This is a genomic window from Ruegeria haliotis (assembly GCF_013377785.1).
Classification (GTDB): Bacteria; Pseudomonadota; Alphaproteobacteria; order Rhodobacterales; family Rhodobacteraceae; genus Ruegeria; species Ruegeria haliotis.
In genome coordinates this window covers 391,931-413,040 of the sequence record NZ_JABXWT010000003.1, presented here as the reverse complement: position 1 = coordinate 413,040, position 21,110 = coordinate 391,931, and the positions used below count along the sequence as shown (strand labels likewise).

Annotated in this window: 21 protein-coding genes; 10 read left to right on the top strand and 11 right to left on the bottom strand. The window is 58.6% G+C overall.

Annotated features, from left to right (window positions below; genetic code table 11):
• Positions 1–480: 480 nt before the first annotated feature.
• Positions 481–1,659, bottom strand: coding sequence for a Zn-dependent hydrolase (locus HW561_RS10540; RefSeq protein WP_176864443.1), 1,179 nt, complete (start codon positions 1,657–1,659; stop codon positions 481–483).
• Between the two features lie 156 nt (positions 1,660–1,815).
• On the opposite strand from HW561_RS10540, the gene HW561_RS10535 reads away from it, so the two are divergent.
• Genes HW561_RS10535 through HW561_RS10520 form a run of 4 tightly spaced genes read left to right on the top strand, consistent with a single transcriptional unit; the run spans position 1,816 to position 5,320 of the window.
• Positions 1,816–2,466: a histidine phosphatase family protein gene (locus HW561_RS10535; RefSeq protein WP_176864441.1), complete on the top strand. Its 651-nt coding sequence runs from the start codon at positions 1,816–1,818 to the stop codon at positions 2,464–2,466.
• 23 nt (positions 2,467–2,489) lie between these two features.
• Complete coding sequence (locus tag HW561_RS10530; RefSeq protein WP_176864439.1) at positions 2,490–3,104, top strand: glutathione S-transferase family protein; 615 nt, start codon at positions 2,490–2,492, stop codon at positions 3,102–3,104.
• 14 nt (positions 3,105–3,118) lie between these two features.
• The gene (locus tag HW561_RS10525; RefSeq protein ID WP_176864437.1) at positions 3,119–4,174 is read left to right on the top strand and encodes a saccharopine dehydrogenase; all 1,056 of its coding nucleotides are present in this window, start codon (positions 3,119–3,121) and stop codon (positions 4,172–4,174) included.
• Positions 4,175–4,177: 3 nt separating this feature from the next.
• A complete protein-coding gene (locus tag HW561_RS10520) occupies positions 4,178–5,320 on the top strand; it encodes a saccharopine dehydrogenase family protein (protein WP_176864435.1) in 1,143 nt (380 codons plus the stop codon).
• Between the two features lie 105 nt (positions 5,321–5,425).
• Here the strand turns inward: HW561_RS10520 and HW561_RS10515 are convergent, their stop codons facing one another.
• The 4 genes from HW561_RS10515 to HW561_RS10500 all read right to left on the bottom strand — a co-directional run bounded on the left by HW561_RS10515 (position 5,426) and on the right by HW561_RS10500 (position 7,431).
• Entirely contained in the window at positions 5,426–5,629 is a 204-nt protein-coding gene (locus tag HW561_RS10515; protein ID WP_176864433.1) for a DUF1127 domain-containing protein, read from the bottom strand.
• 61 nt (positions 5,630–5,690) lie between these two features.
• The gene (locus HW561_RS24285; RefSeq protein WP_176864431.1) at positions 5,691–5,918 is read right to left on the bottom strand and encodes a DUF1127 domain-containing protein; all 228 of its coding nucleotides are present in this window, start codon (positions 5,916–5,918) and stop codon (positions 5,691–5,693) included.
• A 335-nt stretch (positions 5,919–6,253) separates the two neighbouring features.
• Positions 6,254–6,571, bottom strand: a complete 318-nt coding sequence (locus tag HW561_RS10505) for a DUF3775 domain-containing protein (protein WP_176864429.1) — start codon at positions 6,569–6,571, stop codon at positions 6,254–6,256.
• An 86-nt stretch (positions 6,572–6,657) separates the two neighbouring features.
• Positions 6,658–7,431 (bottom strand): DUF1365 domain-containing protein, encoded by a 774-nt coding sequence (locus tag HW561_RS10500; RefSeq protein ID WP_176864427.1) that lies wholly within the window; start codon positions 7,429–7,431, stop codon positions 6,658–6,660.
• A gap of 146 nt (positions 7,432–7,577) precedes the next feature.
• On the opposite strand from HW561_RS10500, the gene HW561_RS10495 reads away from it, so the two are divergent.
• From HW561_RS10495 to HW561_RS10485, 3 genes are read left to right on the top strand one after another with little or no spacing between them, the layout of a single operon-like run.
• The gene (locus HW561_RS10495) at positions 7,578–8,234 is read left to right on the top strand and encodes a sigma-70 family RNA polymerase sigma factor (protein WP_176864425.1); all 657 of its coding nucleotides are present in this window, start codon (positions 7,578–7,580) and stop codon (positions 8,232–8,234) included.
• A 9-nt stretch (positions 8,235–8,243) separates the two neighbouring features.
• Positions 8,244–8,894, top strand: a complete 651-nt coding sequence (locus HW561_RS10490) for a ChrR family anti-sigma-E factor (RefSeq protein WP_176864423.1) — start codon at positions 8,244–8,246, stop codon at positions 8,892–8,894.
• 44 nt (positions 8,895–8,938) lie between these two features.
• Positions 8,939–9,340, top strand: a complete 402-nt coding sequence (locus HW561_RS10485; RefSeq protein WP_176864421.1) for a hypothetical protein — start codon at positions 8,939–8,941, stop codon at positions 9,338–9,340.
• A 2-nt stretch (positions 9,341–9,342) separates the two neighbouring features.
• Here HW561_RS10485 and HW561_RS10480 read toward each other — a convergent pair whose 3' ends face one another.
• From HW561_RS10480 to HW561_RS10455, 6 genes are all read right to left on the bottom strand, one after another.
• Positions 9,343–10,581 carry a DNA recombination protein RmuC gene (locus HW561_RS10480; RefSeq protein WP_176864419.1) on the bottom strand — a complete coding sequence of 413 codons (1,239 nt, stop codon included), beginning with the start codon at positions 10,579–10,581 and terminating at the stop codon, positions 9,343–9,345.
• 57 nt (positions 10,582–10,638) lie between these two features.
• Positions 10,639–12,504 carry a DNA mismatch repair endonuclease MutL gene (gene mutL / locus HW561_RS10475; RefSeq protein ID WP_176864417.1) on the bottom strand — a complete coding sequence of 622 codons (1,866 nt, stop codon included), beginning with the start codon at positions 12,502–12,504 and terminating at the stop codon, positions 10,639–10,641.
• Between the two features lie 280 nt (positions 12,505–12,784).
• Positions 12,785–13,714, bottom strand: coding sequence for a metal ABC transporter permease (locus HW561_RS10470; protein ID WP_176864415.1), 930 nt, complete (start codon positions 13,712–13,714; stop codon positions 12,785–12,787).
• On the bottom strand, positions 13,711–14,916 hold the full coding sequence (locus HW561_RS10465; RefSeq protein WP_176864413.1) for a metal ABC transporter permease: 1,206 nt from the start codon (positions 14,914–14,916) through the stop codon (positions 13,711–13,713). Before HW561_RS10465 ends, HW561_RS10470 begins: the two co-directional genes overlap by 4 nt.
• 2 nt (positions 14,917–14,918) lie before the next feature.
• Positions 14,919–15,722, bottom strand: coding sequence for a metal ABC transporter ATP-binding protein (locus HW561_RS10460; protein ID WP_176864411.1), 804 nt, complete (start codon positions 15,720–15,722; stop codon positions 14,919–14,921).
• A 4-nt stretch (positions 15,723–15,726) separates the two neighbouring features.
• Positions 15,727–16,680: a metal ABC transporter solute-binding protein, Zn/Mn family gene (locus tag HW561_RS10455; protein ID WP_176864409.1), complete on the bottom strand. Its 954-nt coding sequence runs from the start codon at positions 16,678–16,680 to the stop codon at positions 15,727–15,729.
• A gap of 196 nt (positions 16,681–16,876) precedes the next feature.
• On the opposite strand from HW561_RS10455, the gene deoC reads away from it, so the two are divergent.
• Genes deoC through HW561_RS10440 form a run of 3 tightly spaced genes read left to right on the top strand, consistent with a single transcriptional unit; the run spans position 16,877 to position 21,092 of the window.
• Complete coding sequence (gene deoC / locus HW561_RS10450; RefSeq protein ID WP_176864407.1) at positions 16,877–17,875, top strand: deoxyribose-phosphate aldolase; 999 nt, start codon at positions 16,877–16,879, stop codon at positions 17,873–17,875.
• A 48-nt stretch (positions 17,876–17,923) separates the two neighbouring features.
• Entirely contained in the window at positions 17,924–20,257 is a 2,334-nt protein-coding gene (locus HW561_RS10445; RefSeq protein WP_176864405.1) for an aldehyde dehydrogenase family protein, read from the top strand.
• 25 nt (positions 20,258–20,282) lie between these two features.
• A complete protein-coding gene (locus tag HW561_RS10440) occupies positions 20,283–21,092 on the top strand; it encodes an SDR family oxidoreductase (RefSeq protein ID WP_176864403.1) in 810 nt (269 codons plus the stop codon).
• Positions 21,093–21,110: the final 18 nt, after the last annotated feature.

Genomic DNA, 21,110 nt, shown 5'->3' with positions numbered 1-21,110 from the left:
ACAGGCATCTCCCAGCCCGCAAAATCAACCAACTTACCACCCAGCGAGACGTGCAACGAGTGGAGAGGCGTCCGTTTCGGAAGGTCTGTCATGTCAATGTCCTTTTCATGTCGTAGCATGCAAGCGGATACCGATATGGTTGAAGAACCGGACCGATATTGCAACGACTGTCTTAGTGGCGTCGGCGACGAACGCCGTTTCAATCAAGTGTCCTCGTTCGATACCGGCAGCAGGCATCCGCAAATCCGCGTTAGCTTCATTCCATTTCGACTCACAGGGGACCATCGTGGCCTCAACACATAACCAGTAGATGATCTGTATACGGTCATATACCGCAGCTCTGTCTCTGATAGGAAACTTTTTTCCGTTCGGCAACAAGCAGACATAAGACGTTTGATCGCACAGCCAGGTTTTCTGTCATCACTACGATTGACCGGCGCGACCCTTGTCGGACCTCAAACACACAGCCCTGCGATGCGATCAGGACTTGGCGGCAATCTCCAGCACACGAAGACCGGCAATCAGATCATCTTCCGAAGTATCCTCGGCAAAATCATGGCTGATTCCGTTGATCGAAGGCACGAATAGCATCGCAACAGGCATCAACCGCGCAACATTTGTGGCATCATGCAATGCGCCAGACGGCATATGCCGCCACTTGCCGGGGGCAACACGCTGTGCGCCAGTTTCAAGCCTTTTTTGCAAGGACTTGTCCATTGCAACAGGCTCAAGTCCCAACAACGGACCAAAGCTAAGCGCCATCCCTGAACGATCAGCAATCTTTTGAGCAGTTTCTCGGATAATCTGCTCCATGCGCATCAGGCGATCCGAATCCTGATCTCGCCACTGCATCGAGAACCGGGCGCGACCCGGAACAATCGAGGAGGCGTTTGGATGCAGATCCACATGCCCGATCGTCCAGACAGTTTGCGGCGTGACAACATTCTGAAACCGCGTCGCAATCTCACTGTTGAACAGCGACAAAGCCTGAAACGCGTCCCGACGCAGATGCATCGGCGTGGTTCCGGCATGGTTCTGCTGCCCCTCGAAACAGATCACCATATCGCGGATACCCACGATATCGGTCACAACCCCGATCAGATCGCCCGCTGTGTCCAGCGACGGGCCTTGCTCGATATGCATTTCAATGAAACCCGTGAATTGACCGGGATCGACAAAGCCCTGCGTCAGGTTCCGCATGGATGCGCGTGCTGCCGCTAACGTTGTGCCTGCATGATCGGTCAGCGCGTCGGCGTCTGACAGTTTCAACCCACCGGACCAGATAGCCGATCCCGTCGTGACACCGAACCGGCCTTCCTCATCCTGAAAACTCACGACCGAAATGGGCCTGTCACTCGCGCGGGCGATCTCAAGCGCCGCGATCACACCCAAAGCGCCATCCAGCCAACCGCCTTCCGGTTGGCTGTCTGAATGAGAGCCCATCAACAGGGACGGCCCCTGAGCCAGGCCGAACAGGTTGCCTACGGGGTCGAAATGTGGCTGCAAACCAGCCTCTTGCATCCGTGACGACAACCAACGGCGCGCCGCAGTATCAGCGTCGGAAAAGGCAGGTCGAACAACACCTTTACCCACACCCGAGGCCCCGAATTCGCGCAGCTTATGCAGATCGGCCAGAAATCGTTTTTCATCTATGGCCATATTTCTATCCCCCTTGATATGACGGAACCATACGCCGGGTGCGCCACCACGCAAGCAATTGGCCTGAACGGCGTCCAGATTTTTGACATTTGCCTGCCCTCCCCCTCTGGCCCCGGCCTGGATCCTGCCCTAAGACTTTGCCCAAGAGGGATCGCCATGTCACACATCACGCTGGTTCGTCACGGCCAGGCCAACACCGCTGCGCGCGATGAAGAAAACTACGACAAGCTCAGCGCGCTAGGTCATCAGCAGGCCCGCTGGCTGGGCGCGCATCTGCGTGATACCCACGCACATCATCCACGTGTCTATTGCGGAACTTTAGTCCGGCATGTCGAAACGGCCGCCAGCATGGGGCTACCCGAACCGATTCAAGACGCGCGATTGAACGAGATCGAGTATTTCAACATTGCCAAACTGTTCGAGGAACAGCACGGTGAGGTTGTCCCAACCGATCGCGAAGGGTTCGTGGAGCATTTGCCCAAGACCTTTGCCGCTTGGGCCGGTGGTGAGATCAGGAATACCCCCGAAACCTTTGCCGCGTTTGAGACCCGCGTGTCCGACGCCCTGCATGACATCGGAACCGAGGGTGGCCCCGCCATCGTCGTGACCTCGGGCGGTCTGATCTCGATGGTGGTGCGTCAGGCGATGGGATTGGACATCCCGTCGATGGCGCGCGTCGCCCTTGCCATCATGAACACGTCGATGCATCGTCTGCACCCGATTGGCCCGCAACTCAGCCCGGTCCTGTTCAATGCCGTTCCGCATCTGGAAGCCCCCGACCGGCAGTTTGCGCAGACGCATTTGTAACCGGCCCCAACGGAGAACTTTAGATGCAGCTTTATTATGCCCCTCGCACCATCTCGGTGGCTGTTGCAATTGCGCTGGAAGAAGCCGGGTTGGACTACGAAGCGATCCGTCTGGACTTTGCCGGCGGCGAACAAACCAAACCAGCCTATCACCAAATCAACCCAAAGGGCCGCGTCCCGGCGCTGGTGGTTGACGGCGGCATCCTGACCGAAACCGGAGCACTGCTGGACTATGTCGCTGCCAAAGCACCTGAGGCAGGGTTGGTGCCCGAAGACCCAGTCATGGCAGCCCGGATGCGCGAGGTAATGTACTATCTGGCCTCGACCATGCATGTGAACCATGCTCACAAGATGCGCGGGCACCGCTGGGCCGACAAGAAAGCCAGCTGGAAGGACATGACCGCCAAAGTGGCCGGGACGATGACCGCGTCCTGCGACTACATCGTCAACAGCGGCCTGCGTGGTCCCTTCGTTCTGGGGGATCAGCTCAGCCTCGCAGACGCCTACCTTTATGTGGTCTGTAGCTGGCTGGAGGGCGATGGCGTGGACGTCGCAGCCTTTCCCAAGATCGCGGCCTTCCGCAAGGCGATGGAGGCCCGCGCCTCAGTTCAGGCGGTCAAAGCTGCCGGAATGCTTTGAGAATAGGATAGACAATGACACATCTCTGGGTCAGGGCCGAACAGCGCCCCAACGAAGAACGGGTAGGCCTGACACCCCAAGGCGCCGCCAAACTGATCGCTGAAGGTCTGCGCGTCACGGTCGAGGAAAGCTCGGTCCGGGCCATCCCGATTGATGGCTACAAAGACGCGGGCTGCGAGATCGCGCCCGAGAATTCCTGGCCCAAGGCCTCTGCGGACGCGATCATCTTTGGCCTCAAGGAACTGCCCGAAGACGGCACGCCCCTGCCCCATCGTCACATCATGTTTGGTCACGCCTACAAAGGGCAACATTCCGGTCGCGCATTGCTGGAACGGTTCAAGGCCGGCGGCGGTACCCTTTACGATCTGGAATATTTGGTGGATGAGACCGGCCGCCGGGTCGCTGCCTTTGGTTATTGGGCCGGATACGCTGGCGCTGCCGTGACGCTCAAAACCTGGGCCGCGCAGCAACGCGGCGAAGCATGTCCGCCGGTCGGAGTATATCCGGGCAAAGATATCCTGAATGCCGAACTGCTGGCCGAATTGAACGCCACCGGACACCCGCGCCCCCGCGCCATTGTCATCGGTGCCCTGGGGCGCGTCGGGACTGGAGCTGCCGATCTGTGCGAAGCGATGGGCGTTCAGGTCACCAAATGGGACATAGCCGAAACTGCCAGCGGTGGGCCCTTTCCGGAAATCCTCTACCACGAGCTATTCCTGAATTGTATCTTCGCCCGCCCCGGAACCCCGGTCTTCGTCCCGTGCGAGGCTTTGACTGCACAGCGTAAGCTGACGGCCATCGGTGATGTCGCCTGCGATCCAGACAGCGATTACAACCCGGTGCCGGTTTATGACCGCGCCACCACATGGGACAACCCTGCGCTGCGGGTCGCGATTGATCCTGTGCTGGACGTCGTAGCCATCGACAACCTGCCATCGATGTTGCCGGTTGAAAGCTCAGCGGATTACGCCGCGCAATTACTGCCTTCTCTGCTGACCCTGACCGACCTCGATAGCGGGGTCTGGGGCCGGGCAGAAGCAACCTATCAATCTCATATCGAAAGGATCTGAGCGATGACCATTCATTGGTGTGGCACCGGCCTGTCGGCCATTCCCGGTTTGCGCCGCCTGATCGAGGCGGGTCACAAAGTCACCGTATGGAACCGCACGATCGACAAAGCCAAGGCCGAGGTCGGAGATCTGACCAACGACATCCGTGCCTTTGACATTGATACACTCGGAGCGGTGCTGGAACAGCACGATGTCATCGTCTCGATGCTGCCGGGTGACTGGCATGTGCCACTGGCGGAACTGGCGATTTCCAAAGGGGCGAACTTTGTCTCGTCGTCATACATCGCGCCGGAAATGCGGGCGTTGGATGACAAGGCGCGCGAAACCGGCGTGGTGTTGGTAAACGAGGTCGGGTTGGATCCGGGCATCGACCACCTGATGGCCCATGCTTTGATCGATGGTTACCGCGCCTCAGACGCATTCGATCCGCAAAATCACCTGAGCTTCATCTCGTATTGCGGCGGCATCCCCAAGAACCCCAACCCGTTCCGGTACAAGTTCAGCTGGTCGCCGCTAGGAGTTCTGAAAGCGCTGCGTTCGCCGTCTCGCTCAATCCGCGACTACGCGCCTTTGGACGTGGCCCGCCCGTGGGACGCGATCAGCAGCTACAATGCCCCGTTGCCCACGCCTGAAAGCTTCGAGGTCTATCCAAACCGCGATTCACTGCCCTTCATGCAGCAGTACCATTTCGAAGAGCATTGGCCGGTCAAGGAATTCGTCCGCGGCACCCTGCGCCTGAATGGCTGGACCGATGCGTGGGCAGATGTGTTCAGTGAAATCGAAACCCTTTCGGGAGCCGAAGGCGACGCACGCCTGAAGGAAATGTCAGATCAGTTCTGGGCCGAAAACGCCTATGACGAAGGTGAGCCGGACCGCGTTGTGCTGTGTGTTGGCCTGAAAGCCGAAAAAGAAGGCCGCACGGTCTGGCACAAGACCTATGTGATGGACGCCTGGGGGGACGCGCGCGGCACCGCCATGGCGCGGCTGGTATCGATCCCGGTGTCACTGGCGGTCGAAGCGGTCCTGAACCGCGCAATCCCGGTGGGCGTTCACGCAGCCCCCAGCGATCCGAAACTGGTCCAAGACTGGATGGCTGAGATCGACACGCTGGCGCAGCATCTTCAGGTAGTGGATCACATCGCTTGATTGCGCCAATTGGCGAAGAAAAAGCCATTCCAGTGTCACTGGAATGGCTTTTTCGCTTCAGGCTTGGCAATATCTAACTCAGACTTTTTGGCCAGCGTCCGGTTTTCAGATATACCGCTCGATTGTATCTTCGATATCGCTGCGATTTATTCCAATTTCAGACAATTGGCGATCAGACAGACCGTCCAAATACTGTGCTGCGCTGACGATATCGGCGCTGATTGCACGAATTCTCATGGCACGGTCAAACAGCATCAGTGCGCTGGCGGCCGAAGTCGGCCGGTTGGTTGGGGGGATTACGTCAAACATACTCAATACCTCACAATCAGGTCCAATGGGACATAGGTTTTAAGTCACCCAAAGCCTTTGGTCAGTGCTGATATGGCTTGTTGTGGTACACGCTATCATAGGCACGTCGCTTAATTTGGCCCCTTGGGACACCGATGTCCTTCAGCTGCTGGTCGCTGCGGTGTTCCAGATTCCGAACGGTATTCGAGTAAATACGGCGCCGAAAACGCTCGACCTTTGCTTCCGTGTATTGTGCAAACAGGCCTGCACAGAAACCTTTTTGGGCGACTGCTATCTGTGGATGTGCCATTTTTACTCCTCCTCCTGAGCTTAAACTGCGTTGTGTTGTTGCTATAGAAGAAAGGAACCCTGTCTTAACGGAAGCCAAGCGGCACGTTAACATTTGTTTAGGTCGCAATAGTTGGATGTATTAGGCGTCAAGGAAATGGCGCCCAATCAAAGGCTTGCGCATTAATGCGAGCTCTCAGAGGTGCGGGTAGATTTCGCACTTCACCCTCGACACCTCTTTCAAGGTAACCTTTAAGTGGCTGGCAAGCTCGCCATTAAAACATTGCCAAACACACTTCGCCGAAATGAACTTTGCCGCATCGACTACAAGTTTGCTCAACGATTGAGACGTCCCGGCTACATCAGATCGTTTTCCACATCCTCGGCCGAAATCCCCAACGCATCCAGGCCATTCTCAAGATGATCCGACAGATGCGGCGTGCCGATCAGGTAGTCGGCACAGGGGGTCGAGGCCTCGGACTTGGCTGTGGCGATGGCTTCGGCCAGATCCTCGGCAAAAAAGCTCTCGCGTCCGACCCACATGATCGCAACCAGTTCGGCCTGTTCATCCTCGCTCATCCGGCCGACAAAGGCGCGCAACTCGCCCTCGGCCCGGTTCAGCTCGCGCCCCATCATCGCCACCTGGGCGACCTTCCTTGCCGAGATTTCCAACATTTTCAGCTCCTCGTGTTCGCGGTTCTCGGGTCATCACAACCATTCCCACAGGTCCACGTCTTTGATCTTACGCAAACGGATGGCGGCTATCTGCGTACACGTGACACGGGGCGGTCGGGCACTGGCGTGGTTCGGAACGGGCGAAATCGGGCTTTCTTGAACCACAGTTTCAGGGCCTGCCATACGATCAAAACAAAAGTGCGCCGGGCCCCAAAAGGCCGCCGTGCCAGCGCCCACAGGATTGCACCGTTGGTCAAAGGCAGACGCCGACCGGTCAGCGTGGCGATCAGCCCGCCGCGCTCGCGCCCGTAATCGATCCAGACGCCAACGCGATCGGCCCTGTAGTCGAACCGAAACGTATACGTCCCCTCGACCTTCTGAAAAGGAGATACATGCATCGCCTTGTTAGCCACAATTCGGTCCGAGGGGCCGAGCGCCGAGAAATCCGGCTTGTGGCACAGATAACTGTGGCGCGTGCCGAAGGTATTAGTGACCTCGGCCATGACAGCGTACAGTTGATCCGCATCGTCGAAGCAGAACCAGAAACTGACCGGGTTGAACACGTGACCCAGCACGCGGGGCTGCGTCAACAAAATGATGCGCGCAGGCTGTGGGATACCCATCTCGTCAAACTGCGCGCGCAGCCACACAGCGCCGGTACCGTGGCCGGGGTCTCCACCATGATCCTTGCGTCGCCAATTCGTGACATTCGCCCGATCAATCGAAAACAGGGCAGGCGTCGTCAAATCCGCCTCGGGGTCCAGCAGAATACAGTCGATGGAATAACGGAAGGCGTTCTCGATATCGCCCTTGCGCCCATGGTAGGTATGGCCTGCGACATGATCGACTTGCTGTGACATCCGGCTCTTTCTGGTCTGCCTATAAACTGTTCAAATGGCATTCTTTTCCCATAAATGCCGTTTACCTGAATACGAAACTTAGCGCGGTTTGGATTAAAACGACCCAATAAAGTGATCCGGCTTTGGCGCCGCCGCGTAATGTGATTATGTTTACCGAGATCGATACCGTGACCTTGGACGAACCGGCGGCTGAATTAGTCGCCCGTCTGCCTTGGCGCGCAAAGAAACGCATCAAGGATAAGCCGGTGAGCGGAACAAAGAACAGTTGCGACACCAAAACCGAGTGGGTGGACCACGTCAGGCGCATTCGCGACGCGCAGGATCAGACGGCTTTTGCCGAACTGTTTCAGCACTTCGCGCCAAGGATCAAGGCGTTCTTGATGAAATCAGGGTCCGACGCCACAATGGCCGAGGAATGCGCGCAGGAGGTGATGGCAACCCTGTGGCACAAGGCGCATCTGTTCGATCCGACCCGGGCAGCAGTGGCCACCTGGGTATTCACCATTGCCCGGAACAAGCGCATTGACGTCCTGCGCAAACAACGCCGCCCGGAACCCGAAGACCTATGGTGGGGGCCCGAGGCGGAACCTGAGCAGGACAATGTCATCGTTCTACAGCAGGAGACAGCGCAGTTGCGTACCGCCCTGTCGGCGTTGCCCGAGGCGCAGAGAGAACTGATCGAGAAGGCCTATTTCGGTGATCTGAGCCACCGAGAGATTGCGTCCCAGACAGGGTTGCCCCTAGGAACAATCAAATCACGAATACGGCTGGCGCTGGACCGCTTGCGCCATGCAATGAATTGAGATGTGATGATGAGCAAGACGATAAAACACCACCTGACGGACGATCTGCTGATGGCATATGCAGCAGGAAGCCTGCCCGAGGCATTCGATCTGATGGTCGCCACGCACCTGTCCCTGTGCGACGACTGCCGTGCGCGGGCCGAAAGTTTTGACGCTGTGGGTGGGCATGTTCTGGAAGATCAGAACCAGCCCGTCGGCATGAACGAGGATTCACTGGCGGCCACGATGGCTTTGATCGCCCAAGGTGCTTCGACCCCCAAGCCCGCCCGCCCGGGTTGCCCCGTCTTGCCATCTCCCTTGCAGGATTACGTCGGAGGCGGTGTCGAGGATATCCGCTGGAAACCCATTGGAATGGGTGTGAAACAAGCGATCTTGCCCACCACCCGAGAAGCCACAGCCCGGTTGCTGTTCATTCCTGCCGGTGCCGCCGTTCCGGATCACGGTCACCACGGAATAGAGTTGACCATGGTGCTGCAAGGCGCGTTCTCGGACGAGGTTGATCACTTTGCCCGCGGCGATGTCGAGATTGCCGACGAGGATCTGAAACACACACCGGTGGCAGATATTTCTGAAGATTGCATTTGTCTGGCCGTCACCGACGCGCCGCTGAAATTCACCAAGCTGATTCCGCGCCTGCTCCAACCCTTCTTGCGGATTTGAGAGCCCAGTTCACGGCGGCAAACCGAATAGGAGGTCATGCTGTGATGAAATCTTTGACGTTATCTTTTCTGCTTGTCGGCTTCGGAACGCTTGCATCCGCGCAACTGGCTGCGGATGTAAAGTTTCAGCCCGGGAACTACGGAACCATGGTCAATGGCACCGTCACGGGTGATGAGTATTTCGACTATGTACTCGGCGCCAAAGCCGGACAGGAAATATTTGCCGAGCTGCAAGTGAGCGATACCAACGGCAACGGAGTAATCTATTTCAATATCCTGCCGCCGAACAGCGACGGCGCCGCGATCTATAATGGCTCGATCAATGGAAACACTGCGCGGATTGATCTGCCGGAAGACGGCGACTACACGATACGTGTCTATCTGATGGGCAATGACCGGGACACGGGTAAAACCGTTGGCTACAATCTGGATCTGTCGATCCAGTAATTCTACCCTTCGGTCTTGCCCAATGGCACCACATTACTGCTATCGTCCGGCGCGAGTTCCTCGAAATCGAAATTATCCAGCCGCTGCGCCCGGCGCCCTGCTTTTTCGGCACTGATTTTGATCTCGGATATATCCTTGGCGGCCTGCCCGAAATGCCTGTCCAGATTACCGACCCGATCGCCCAGACGTTCCACATCCTTGTGCAACAATCCCAGTTCTTTCCGGATCGCGCCCGCCTGCTCTCGCATCCGCGCGTCCTTGAGGATGGCGCGCATCGTATTCAGTGTCGCCATGCAGGTCGTAGGCGAAACGATCCAAACGCGTTTGGCAAAGCTTTCTTGCACCAGTTCAGGGAATTTGGCGTGCAGTTCGGCATAAACCGCCTCGGACGGCAGGAACATCAACGCACCATCCGCAGTTTCGCCATCCAGAATGTACTTTTCGGAGATGTCCGTAATGTGCTTGCGCACAGTGGTTCGGAACATCTGCACCGCTGCTTTCAGCTCCATATCGTTGGTGGACCCGATCAAGGCCTCATAAGCCTCAAGCGGGAATTTGCTATCAATCACAATCGGACCCGGAGGGTTGGGCAGGTGGATCAGACAGTCGGCCCGCCGCCCGTTTGACAGCGTCGCCTGCAGCTGGAAACTGTCCGACGGGAGCGCTTTGGACACAATGTCATTCAGCTGAATCTCGCCAAACGCACCGCGCGTCTGTTTGTTTGACAGGATGTCCTGCAGTGACAACACATCGCCCGACAGTTTGGTGATATTGTCCTGCGCCTTGTCGATGGCCGCCAAACGTTCCTGCAATTGGGTCAACGATGTCGCGGTTTGTTTCGACGACCCGTGCAGCGATTCCTTCATGCGTTCCTGCATTTCGGCCAGCGCCCGGGCGGATTTCATCGCATTGTCCGCCAACCGGTCATTCATCTGCTGCTGCACCGAAGACAGGCGCGATTCGACCGTCTGGATCACCTGCACCTGCGCATTGGCCTGCGTGTCCGAGACATGTTGCAACCCACCGCGCAGCTGCTCCTGCCCCTGCCCCAACTGCTGCACGTTCTGCCCCAGATGGGCCATCTGGCGCGCCAGAGGCTCTGCCATCCGGGCCGACCGGTTAGCCGCGCGCAGGGACAAAAACAGCAGGACCAGGATCAACAACACCACGCCCGCCCCTGCCAGAGCGATCATGACCATCGGGTCATTCAGGGAATATTGCGTGCCTGCGATCTCGATCATCTCAACTCACATGTTCTCGTTTTGTTTCGGCCTTCATAGGCCGTTCGCGTTACCAAATCAACTACGTCCGAACAGGCGCTCGATATCACTCAACTTCAGTTCGACATACGTGGGCCGCCCGTGGTTGCACTGGCCGGAATGGGGCGTTGCCTCCATCTCGCGCAGCAATGCGTTCATCTCTTCAGCGCGCATCCGGCGACCTGATCGAACCGACCCGTGACAGGCAACCCGGCTGAGGATCGCCTCGATCCGCGCCTGTACCGTCTGGCTTTCGCCCTGATCGGCCAACTCATCAAGGATGTCCAAAATCATGGCGCGGGCATCAGTTTCACCCAGAATGGCCGGGGTTTCGCGCACCGCGATAGCCCCACCACCGAATGGTTCGATGGTCAACCCGAGGCGCGCAAGATCTTCGGCCACCTCCATCAGGCGCGTACAATCGCCTTCGGACAGTTCGACAATCTCGGGGATCAGCAATGCCTGCGCGGCAACACCGTTCTCCGCCATCTGGGTTTTGAGTTTTTCGTAGACCAGTCGTTCATGCGCAGCGTGCTGATCAACGATCACCATGCCATCCGCGGTCTGTGCGATGATATAGTTCTCATGCACCTGCCCGCGTGCCGCCCCCAGCGGTAAGTCCTGCGCGGGTTGTTCAATTCTCTCTGCAACCGCAGTCTCCGCAGGTGTCGGATCGGCAATACTGCCGCTGTAATCATTGGCCAACTCGGCAAAGCCCGGAGATTGCGCCCGATAAGCTGCCTGCCGTGCAGCAGGCGAAGGGCGGTCCATCTGATACACCCGCGCCGGGCCAGAGGCGGTTGGTTCGGGCCGCATCGCACCCAAGGTCGCATTGGACACGGTTGAAGACGCCCGGTGCCCTGCTTCGGCCAGCGCATGGCGCAGGCTCGAAACGATCAATCCGCGCGCGATACCCGGATCGCGAAAGCGCACTTCGGATTTCGCCGGATGCACGTTCACATCCACCAAAGTCGGATCGCAATCAATGAACAGGGCCGCTGCCGGATGCCGGTCGCGGCTGAGGAAATCGAAATAGGCCGCCCGCAGTGCGCCTGTCAGCATCTTGTCGCGCACAGGTCGGCCATTGACGAACAGGTACTGTGTCACTGCCGCACCGCGCGAATAGGTTGGCAGGGCGGCATACCCGTACAACCGTATCCCTTCGCGCGTGGCATCGATCTGCAGGGCATTCTCGGCAAACTCGCGCCCGATCACGCGCGCCAGCCGCGCATGAAGCGCATCGAAGAGATCGCCATTTTCGCGGTCGGCCCGAAAGGTCACCCGCCCCTCACCGCCGCCAGAAACATCGCGCAAGGTGAAGGTCACCGCCGGTTCAGCCATAGCCAGCCGCTTGACCGTGTCCGAGATCGCCTGCGCCTCGGCCCGGTCGGTGCGCATGAATTTCAACCGCGCTGGCGTGGCAAAGAACAGATCGCGCAACTCCACCACAGTGCCAGCACGCAAGGCTGCGGGCTTCACCGCCTCCAACTTGCCACCTGCAACGCGGATCGAGGCCGCGTCGGCCCCCGGAACACGGCTGGTGATCGTCAAACGACCGACGGCACCCAATGACGGCAAAGCTTCACCACGAAAACCGAACGTGTGGATGTTCAACAGATCCGAGCCATCGATTTTCGAGGTTGCATGGCGCGACAAGGCTAGTGAAAGATCGCCAGCGGCGATGCCATACCCGTCATCGGTGACGCGAATAAGTGTCTTGCCGCCATCGGCGATATCAATGGCAATCCGCGTGGCACCCGCGTCGATGGAATTCTCAATCAGCTCTTTCACAGCAGAGGCCGGACGCTCAACAACCTCACCCGCCGCGATGCGGTTGATCGCAGCATCGTCGAGTTGCCGGATTATGGGGCGATTTTCGCTGATATTGGGGTTTGCCTGCACCATACCGCTAGACCTAGCACATACACGCGCGATTCTGCCACTGGTTAAAGCGTCGCCAATATCCATTGAGGGGGCGTCCGGACAATCGCGAATGGCCTCCTAAAATGTCGGCCTGTGATACACGACTATCCGGACGTGCCGAAGTGAGTGGTGATATTTCAGCGTTTAATGTCACTTTGGGTAACACGGGTTTTCATTAAAATCTGCTTAAGTCTCGCAGTTAATTCATCTGGGCAGAGATTGGCCGATGACCTGCGGGAACCGGTGGCGGGAAAATGCCACTTCACGCAGAGTTTTGTACACCCACGCGGACCCGGCATGGACCAAACAGAGCAGCCAGCGCAAGAATCAGGCCCGACATCGTGGCAATCATTCCTGCCGCGCTGACCGCATCAGCACCGCCCAGCCACAGAGGGCCGTAACCTGCCAGAACATAACCAGACACAGCCGAAATGATGGCAAACACAACGCTCCAGGCAATTTGCGTTTCCAATCGGTTGGTCATCATGCGCGCGGCGGCTGGTGGACAAATGAACATGGCGATCACGATGATCGACCCCACCGCATCAAAGGCTGCCACAGCGGCAATTGCAGCGGTAATCACCAGCGCCATCCCCAATACGCCGGTGCGAATGCCAATGGTTCGAGCGAACCCCTCGTCAAAAGTGGAAATCTTCAGCGGTCGCCAGAACAGCCAGGTGAACAGGATCACCCCGACCAGCGTCAGCGCAATCCGGGGCAGTTCTGGCGGCAGCCCTACCAGTGCCTCGATATCCAACACCGAGGACCAGCCGGTCGCATCCAGCCAGATCAGGCTTTCCAGATTGCCATAAAGCGCATGTTCAACGTCCAGATGCACGGTCGAGGTGTCGGTCTGCTCTAACAACAGAACGCCTGCCGCAAACATCGTGGTGAACACGACACCCATCGCGGCGCCGGGTTCGATTTGCCCAAGGCGGCGGATAGCCTCGATCAGGATCACCGCCACGACGGCCGCGCCAGCAGCGCCCAGCATCATCGGCCAGGTCGAGATTGCGCCAGTCAGCAGAAAGGCCACTACGATGCCGGGCAGTACCACATGGCTGATGGCATCTCCGATCAGGGCCTGTTTGCGCAGAACCAGAAAGTTTCCCGGCAAGGCGCAGGCGATGGCCGCAAACACTCCGATCAACAAGGGCGTCAGGGACAGGGGGACAAATTCCTCACCGCTCATGCCGGAACCTCCTGTGGGGTGCCGATGCGGCGGTCGATCTCGGCGATCTGGTCCAAGGTCAGAACGGTTTCGATGTCACGCAACCCGTCATACAGCGCTGCTGTCGCCTCATGCGCCAAATCAGACCGTACGATTTCCCACCGTTTTTCATCGCGCAATGCCTTGGCAGCGCGGGCCTTGCCCGGGTCAGTTGCCACGCCATCCGCACGGACCAAGCCAGCGCGACGCAACAGGCGCAGGGTCAGAGGTTCATAGATCTTCTGCCCTTGTGCCAGCGCCAGCAGCCCCTGCCGGATATGCACCCGGCGCTGGAACCGAAGATGGCGCAGGACAGCCGCCAGCACGCCACGTGCGGGGGCAAGGAAAAGGGACAAGGCGAAGAAGCCAAAGCTTACAAGAACAATAATTGGACCAGTTGGAAGATTGGGGGCCGATGCTGACAAAGCCGCGCCCAAATACCCGGCCATACCGCCCGTCAAACCGGCCAACAAAACGACTCGGTCAGATCGGTCTGTCCAGAACCGCGCTGTCACGGGCGGGATAATCAACAGGGCCACGATCAGGATCAAACCAACAATCTTCAGGCCGACCACGGTGACGGCCATCACCAGACCCATCATTGCCAAGTCGATGCGATTCACCGGCAACCCTCGGGCGGCGGCATATTCCGGATCAAACGCCACCATTGTCATGGGCCGACGGATGATCATGACCAGAATCAACGTGGCCGCCCCGCCAACGGCAATGATCAACGCATCTGCCCAGAGCATTCCAGCGGTAGATCCCAAAAGGAATCCCTCAAGACCTGCCTGACGGCCAACGCCCATGGTTTGGATTACGGTCAACAGCACGATGCCCAACCCGAAGAACACCGACAGGATCGCACCAATTGCCGCATCTTCGGCCAGCCGTGTGTGGCGGGTCAGCCAGTTCATGCAAAGCAAGCCAAGCCAGGCCGAGACGGCAGAACCCGCCAGCAAACCCGGCAGATTGCGCCCATCGCCGCCCAACGCGACCATGACCATGAACGCCAGACACACACCCGGCAATGTCGCATGACTGATCGCATCGCTGACCAGTGCGCGTTTGCGCAGAAACAGGAAGGTGCCGGTTACCCCGGCAGACACGCCCAGCAATGTCGCACCAATAGCGACCAGCGCGGCATTATAGCCCAGCTGCAAAGTCAGTGCATCCCAGAGCATGATCACCCCAATGCGCGTGAAATCTGGTCAATCTGCGCAGTTGCCAGACGACCTCCATAGGCGGATTGCAAGGTTTCGGCTGTGAACGCTTCCGCCACAGGACCTTCGGCCACTTTCCGTGTATTGATCAGGAAAACATGGTCAAAATAGTCGGTGACGGTTGCCAGGTCATGATGCACGACAACAACGGTCTTTCCGGATTCCCTTAGCGATTTCAATACGGCGATGATTGCCTTTTCAGTGGCCGCATCTACACCGGCAAACGGCTCGTCCAACAGATACAGATCGGCATCCTGCGCCAAGGCACGAGCCAGAAAGACGCGTTGCTGCTGTCCCCCGGATAACTGCCCGATCTGACGATCCGCAAAATCCCGCATCCCGACCCGGTGCAGACAGTCCATCGCGCCCGCCTTATGGCGCGCGCGGACACGACCCAACAGGCCCAGCTGCCGTGACAAGCCCATCAGCACCACGTCGATCACCCGGGTCGGAAAATCCCAATCCACGCTGGCGCGCTGCGGAACATAGGCAATGCGTGCGCGCTGCTCGCCCAGAGGTTTGCCAAACACCGTCACTTGACCCGACAGAGGTGACACGATTCCCAAAGCAGCCTTGAGCAGTGTTGACTTGCCTGCCCCGTTCGGCCCGATGATCGCTGTCATCGCGCCCGGTTGCACAGTCATGTCCACCGAAAACACGGCGGGTTTCTGTCCGTAAGATACGGTCAGCCCCCGTATGGCCAGCGGGCTTCCCGCAACGCTTTGATCCTCGATCGAGACACCCTGTACTGCCGCAAGCTCCAACATCGCTTTAAAACCCCGCCGAAAGTTTGCTATTCATGCCGCGCGCAGGCACATCCGCGCCCAACGCCCCCGCAATCACGGTGATGTTGTGATCCAGCATCCCGATATAGGTGCCTTCATAAGTGCCCGGTACGCCCATGGCATCCGAATACAGCTCGCCGCCGATCGCCACATCGTGCCCTTTGGCCGCAGCCCCTTCAATTAGCGCCCGCATCGACCGGTCCGAAACCGAGCTTTCCACGAACACTGCAGTCAGCTGACGATCCACCAGCGTGTCAACCAGCTCTCCGATCCGGTTCAGACCAGCCTCGGACTGGGTCGAGATGCCCTGAATGCCCAACACCTCATAACCATATTCCGCACCGAAATAACCAAAGGCATCATGGGCTGTGACCAACACGCGGTTGTTTTCGGGAACGGCGGTAAGCACTTGTTTTCCATAGGCATCCAACTGGTCGATTTCCGCCAGAAACGCCTGCGTGTTGGCAGCGAATGTATCCGCCGATTCGGGCCGTGCTTCTGTCAGGGCCTTTTGCACCTGAACCACGACATCGCGCCACAGAACCGGGCTCATCCAAACATGTGGATCATATTTGTCGGCATAGTCGTCATGCGCGCGCAGCTTGGATTTATCGACGCCCTCTGCCACGGCAACCACAGTCCGCTTGCGTTCAAGATCGTGAAAGAAATCCCCCATCTGCGCTTCCAGATACAGGCCGTGCCACAGCACCAGATCAGCGCGGGTCATGGCCACGATATCGGTGCGGGTTTGGCGATAGGCATGCGGGTCGACGCCCGGACCCATCAGACCTTTGACCTCGACCTGATCGCCGCCGATCTGACGCGCTGCATCCGCAATCATGCCGGTCGTGGCGACCACTTTAAGCGGTGCCTCCGCCCAGGCGGCCACAGGCAAAGCTGCGGCAAAGGCAAGTGCTGCAAGGAAACTGCGACGAATCATGTTCGGCCTCATCTCGGGTTTGTCTGAGAATGAATATGAGAACCATTCGCAAATAAGTCAACGCAATTGAGAACTATTCGCAAAAAAGGCTGTTTTTGTCCATTTGGTCAAAAAATTTGAACCTTATCGCGCCACACACCTTCCATTCGACCGCATCCCGTGCGATTTTGGCACAAACCTCCCAAAGGAAGTGATGATGGAAACGCAGAGCTCAGAAAGCCCCGTGCACACAGCGCATCTGCCGCAAGTGACCGAACCCCGGAACCCCGGAATGGCGCTGGATCTGGATTGGGTGCGCGCCGTACAGGTCAACACATCGGCTGTTGAGCGCCGCGCCGCGACCCTGCCCGGGCGTCGCTCGGTCAAGAAAGAGTATCAGGCCGCGTGGCTGCTGAAGGCGATCACAATGATCGACCTGACCACCTTGTCAGGCGACGACACCGTTGGCCGTGTGCGTCGCCTGTGCGCCAAGGCACGGCAACCCGTGGCGCCCTGGGCCCTGGACGCACTGGACATGCCGCCGATCACGACCGGAGCAGTCTGCGTCTACCACGACATGATCGAAACGGCTGTAGATGCGCTGAAAGGGACCGGCATCCCGGTCGCCGCAGTATCTACCGGCTTTCCTGCGGGACTGTCGCCTTTTCATCTGCGTGTCGCTGAAATCGAGGAAAGCGTCAAAGCTGGCGCCGAGGAGATCGACATCGTGATCTCACGCCGTCACGTGCTGTCCGGCGACTGGCAGGCGCTATATGACGAGATGAAAGCGTTCAGGGCTGCCTGCGGCGACGCTCACGTCAAAGCCATCCTTGCGACGGGCGAATTGGGTAGCTTGCGCAACGTGGCGCGCGCCTCGCTGGTGTGCATGATGGCGGGGGCGGATTTCATCAAGACCTCGACCGGCAAGGAAAGCGTAAACGCCACCCTACCCGTGTCATTGGTGATGATCCGGGCAATCCGCGAGTACTATGACCGCACCGGATACCGCGTCGGGTATAAGCCCGCCGGTGGAATTTCCAAGGCCAAGGATGCCCTCGTCTACCTGTCTTTGATCAAGGATGAGCTGGGCGACCGCTGGTTGGAACCAGACCTGTTCCGCTTTGGCGCGTCGTCCTTACTGGGCGATATTGAACGGCAGTTGGAACACTATGTTACCGGCGCGTATTCCGCCGGTTATCGTCATTCAATTGGCTAGGCCAGTGGCGAAGATCGGGACAGTGAGTATTTGGGAAAAGATGAAGTCATGACAGTCAAAGAAATCTTCGAGACCATGGACTATGGCCCCGCCCCCGAAAGCGCCGCCGAGGCATTGGCCTGGCTGGTCGATCAGGGCGACAAGTTCGGCCATTTCATCGATGGGGCCTTCACTAAACCGGGCAAAGGGTTCGAAAGCCGCAACCCGGCGACAGGCGAAGTTTTGGCAACGCTGACACAGGCGAAACAGGCGGATGTGGACGCCGCTGTCAACGCCGCCCGCAAGGCGCAACCCAAGTGGGAGAAGCTGGGCGGTGCGGGTCGTGCGCGGTACCTTTATGCGATTGCGCGTTTGCTGCAGAAACACTCGCGCCTGTTTGCCGTGCTGGAGAGCCTCGACAATGGCAAACCGATCCGCGAATCGCGCGACATCGACATTCCGCTGGTGCAACGCCACTTCTACTACCACGCGGGCATGGCCCAGCTGATGGACAGCGAACTGCCAGAGGCACAAGCGCTGGGTGTGTGTGGGCAGATTGTTCCGTGGAACTTCCCACTGTTGATGCTGGCGTGGAAGATTGCTCCGGCTTTGGCCATGGGCAACGCGGTGGTTTTGAAGCCTGCCGAATACACTTCGCTGACCGCGCTGCTGTTTGCCGATATCTGTTCGCAGGCCGGGCTGCCCAAGGGCGTGGTTAACATCGTCACCGGCGATGGAACAGTCGGCGAAATGATTGTTGCGTCGGACGTGGACAAGATCGCCTTCACCGGCTCAACAGTCGTGGGCCGCCGCATTCGCGAGGCGACCGGTGGTTCGGGCAAGGCGCTGACATTGGAGCTGGGCGGCAAGTCAGCCTATGTCGTCTTCGACGACGCTGATATCGATTCCGCCATTGAAGGTCTGGTCGACGCCATCTGGTTCAATCAGGGTCAGGTCTGCTGTGCGGGCTCACGCCTGCTGGTGCAGGAGGGCATCGCGGACCACTTCCACGCTAAGTTGCGCGCCCGGATGGACAAGTTGCGCATCGGTGATCCGCTGGACAAATGTATCGATGTGGGCGCGGTTGTAGACCCGGTCCAGTTGCAAACCATCAAAGGCATGGTCGAAAGCAACACCGCCGGTCACGTATATCAGGCTGCTTGTGAGTTGCCTGCGAACGGATGCTACTACCCGCCGACACTGATCTCAGGCCTCGAAACGTCCGATCCGCTGATGCAGGAAGAGATCTTTGGCCCGGTGCTGGTGTCATCCACCTTCCGCACGCCTGCCGAGGCGGTGGAGCTGGCCAATAACACCCGCTACGGGCTGGCCGCGACTGTCTGGACCGAGAATGTGAACCTTGCCCTGGACATCGCGCCCAAGCTGGTTGCGGGCGTGGTCTGGGTGAACGCCACCAACCTATTTGACGCAGCTGCCGGATTCGGCGGTGTGCGGGAAAGCGGTTTTGGCCGCGAAGGTGGCTGGGAAGGTCTGAGTGCCTATACCAAGCCCAAAAGCAAAACCAAGCCATTGGCAAAAGTCGAGGCCGTAACAGGCGAGGGTGCCCCGGTTGATCCCATCGACCGTACCGCCAAGATGTACATCGGCGGTAAACAGGCGCGACCTGACAGTGGCTATTCGAAACCGATCTGGGGCAAATCCGGCCTGTTGGGTCATGTCGGCCTAGCCAATCGCAAGGATGTGCGCAACGCGGTTGAGGCTGCGGCTGGCGCAAAGGGCTGGTCTAACACCACCGGCCATCTGCGTGCGCAGATCCTGTATTACATCGGTGAAAACCTCTCAGCCCGCGCTGATGAATTCGCAGCCCGTATCGATGCCATGACTGGCAAGAAGGACGGTGCGAAAGAGGTCGAAGCCTCGATCCAGCGCCTGTTCACCGCTGCGGCCTGGGCTGATAAGTATGACGGTCAGGTGCATGGCGTTCCGATCCGGGGCGTGGCGATTGCCATGAAAGAGGCTGTTGGCGTCATCGGAGCTTTGTGTGCCGACGACGCACCTCTGTTGGGTCTGGTCTCGACCATGGCCCCGGCGATTGCGATGGGCAACCGGGTCGTTCTGGCCGCGTCCGAACCTTATCCGCTGGCGGCGACGGATTTCTATCAGATTCTGGAGACATCGGACGTCCCTGCAGGTGTGGTCAACATCCTGACCGGCAGCCACGCAGAACTGGCGAAACCGCTGGCCTCGCATCTGAACGTGGATGCTGTCTGGTCGTTCTCATCGACGGACCTGTCGAAGGAGATCGAGGTCGTCTCAGCTGGAAACCTGAAACGCACCTGGGTCAATAACGCGACGGCATTCGATTGGAGCATGGACCATTCCCGCCGCTTCCTTCAGGCTGCGACCGAAATCAAGAACATCTGGGTGCCCTACGGCGAATAGGGCACCCGCATCAGCGGAGGCCCACATGGATTTTTCAGGAAAGACCGTCATCGTGATCGGCGGCACCAGCGGCATCAATCGCGGCATTGCCGAGGCCTTCGCGGCCTCGGGTGCCAAACTGGCGGTGGCCAGTCGGTCTCAGGAAAAGGTTGATGACACCGTCGTTGCGCTGAAAGAGGCTGGTGCGTCCGACGCAATGGGCGTTGCGTTCGATGTACGCGATCCTGACGCAGTGGCAGATGGCCTGAAACAGTTCTACGAGGCGTTCGGCGATTTCGACGTTCTGGTCTCGGGCGCAGCGGGCAATTTCCCGGCCTTGGCGGCCGAGATGTCGGTGAACGCGTTCAAGACGGTGATTGATATCGACCTGATGGGTACGATCCACGTGATGAAGGGGGCGTACCCTTACCTCAAGCGCCCCGGCGCCAGCATCATCAACATATCAGCCCCGCAATCCTACCTGCCCTATGAAGGTCAAGCCCATGTCTGCGCGGCCAAAGCAGGTGTGGACCAGATTACCCGCACTCTGTCGATGGAATGGGGCGTCGAGGGCATCCGAGTGAACTCGGTCGTTCCCGGCTTCATCGAAGGGACCGAAGGCGCCAAGCGCTTGGCCCCCACCCCGGATGCCGGTGAACAGCTGCGTCGGGATGTACCGCTTGGTCGCTGGGGACAGCCACAAGACGTGGCCAATGCTTGCCTGTTCCTCAGCTCGGACATGGCCAGCTATATCAGCGGAACGATTCTGGCCGTCGATGGCGCGCTGTATCAACGCGGCTCGGGCAAGTTCGGTCAGATGATGGGGCAGATGCTGCGCAGTATGAGAAAGGGGTGAGCACAGCTCACCCCCATA

What these genes read in the sequence shown, in the direction of transcription:
- HW561_RS10455 (WP_176864409.1), bottom strand. Translation starts at nt 16,680, where the DNA reads ATGATTCGTCGCAGTTTCCTTGCAGCACTTGCCTTTGCCGCAGCTTTG.
- HW561_RS10505 (WP_176864429.1), bottom strand. Translation starts at nt 6,571, where the DNA reads ATGTTGGAAATCTCGGCAAGGAAGGTCGCCCAGGTGGCGATGATGGGG.
- HW561_RS24285 (WP_176864431.1), bottom strand. Translation starts at nt 5,918, where the DNA reads ATGGCACATCCACAGATAGCAGTCGCCCAAAAAGGTTTCTGTGCAGGC.
- HW561_RS10500 (WP_176864427.1), bottom strand. Translation starts at nt 7,431, where the DNA reads ATGTCACAGCAAGTCGATCATGTCGCAGGCCATACCTACCATGGGCGC.
- HW561_RS10520 (WP_176864435.1), top strand. Translation starts at nt 4,178, where the DNA reads ATGACCATTCATTGGTGTGGCACCGGCCTGTCGGCCATTCCCGGTTTG.
- HW561_RS10460 (WP_176864411.1), bottom strand. Translation starts at nt 15,722, where the DNA reads ATGTTGGAGCTTGCGGCAGTACAGGGTGTCTCGATCGAGGATCAAAGC.
- HW561_RS10495 (WP_176864425.1), top strand. Translation starts at nt 7,578, where the DNA reads ATGTTTACCGAGATCGATACCGTGACCTTGGACGAACCGGCGGCTGAA.
- HW561_RS10525 (WP_176864437.1), top strand. Translation starts at nt 3,119, where the DNA reads ATGACACATCTCTGGGTCAGGGCCGAACAGCGCCCCAACGAAGAACGG.
- HW561_RS10490 (WP_176864423.1), top strand. Translation starts at nt 8,244, where the DNA reads ATGAGCAAGACGATAAAACACCACCTGACGGACGATCTGCTGATGGCA.
- HW561_RS10535 (WP_176864441.1), top strand. Translation starts at nt 1,816, where the DNA reads ATGTCACACATCACGCTGGTTCGTCACGGCCAGGCCAACACCGCTGCG.
- HW561_RS10515 (WP_176864433.1), bottom strand. Translation starts at nt 5,629, where the DNA reads ATGTTTGACGTAATCCCCCCAACCAACCGGCCGACTTCGGCCGCCAGC.
- HW561_RS10480 (WP_176864419.1), bottom strand. Translation starts at nt 10,581, where the DNA reads ATGATCGAGATCGCAGGCACGCAATATTCCCTGAATGACCCGATGGTC.
- HW561_RS10445 (WP_176864405.1), top strand. Translation starts at nt 17,924, where the DNA reads ATGACAGTCAAAGAAATCTTCGAGACCATGGACTATGGCCCCGCCCCC.
- HW561_RS10530 (WP_176864439.1), top strand. Translation starts at nt 2,490, where the DNA reads ATGCAGCTTTATTATGCCCCTCGCACCATCTCGGTGGCTGTTGCAATT.
- HW561_RS10540 (WP_176864443.1), bottom strand. Translation starts at nt 1,659, where the DNA reads ATGGCCATAGATGAAAAACGATTTCTGGCCGATCTGCATAAGCTGCGC.
- HW561_RS10470 (WP_176864415.1), bottom strand. Translation starts at nt 13,714, where the DNA reads ATGAGCGGTGAGGAATTTGTCCCCCTGTCCCTGACGCCCTTGTTGATC.
- HW561_RS10465 (WP_176864413.1), bottom strand. Translation starts at nt 14,916, where the DNA reads ATGCTCTGGGATGCACTGACTTTGCAGCTGGGCTATAATGCCGCGCTG.
- deoC (WP_176864407.1), top strand. Translation starts at nt 16,877, where the DNA reads ATGGAAACGCAGAGCTCAGAAAGCCCCGTGCACACAGCGCATCTGCCG.
- mutL (WP_176864417.1), bottom strand. Translation starts at nt 12,504, where the DNA reads ATGGTGCAGGCAAACCCCAATATCAGCGAAAATCGCCCCATAATCCGG.
- HW561_RS10485 (WP_176864421.1), top strand. Translation starts at nt 8,939, where the DNA reads ATGAAATCTTTGACGTTATCTTTTCTGCTTGTCGGCTTCGGAACGCTT.
- HW561_RS10440 (WP_176864403.1), top strand. Translation starts at nt 20,283, where the DNA reads ATGGATTTTTCAGGAAAGACCGTCATCGTGATCGGCGGCACCAGCGGC.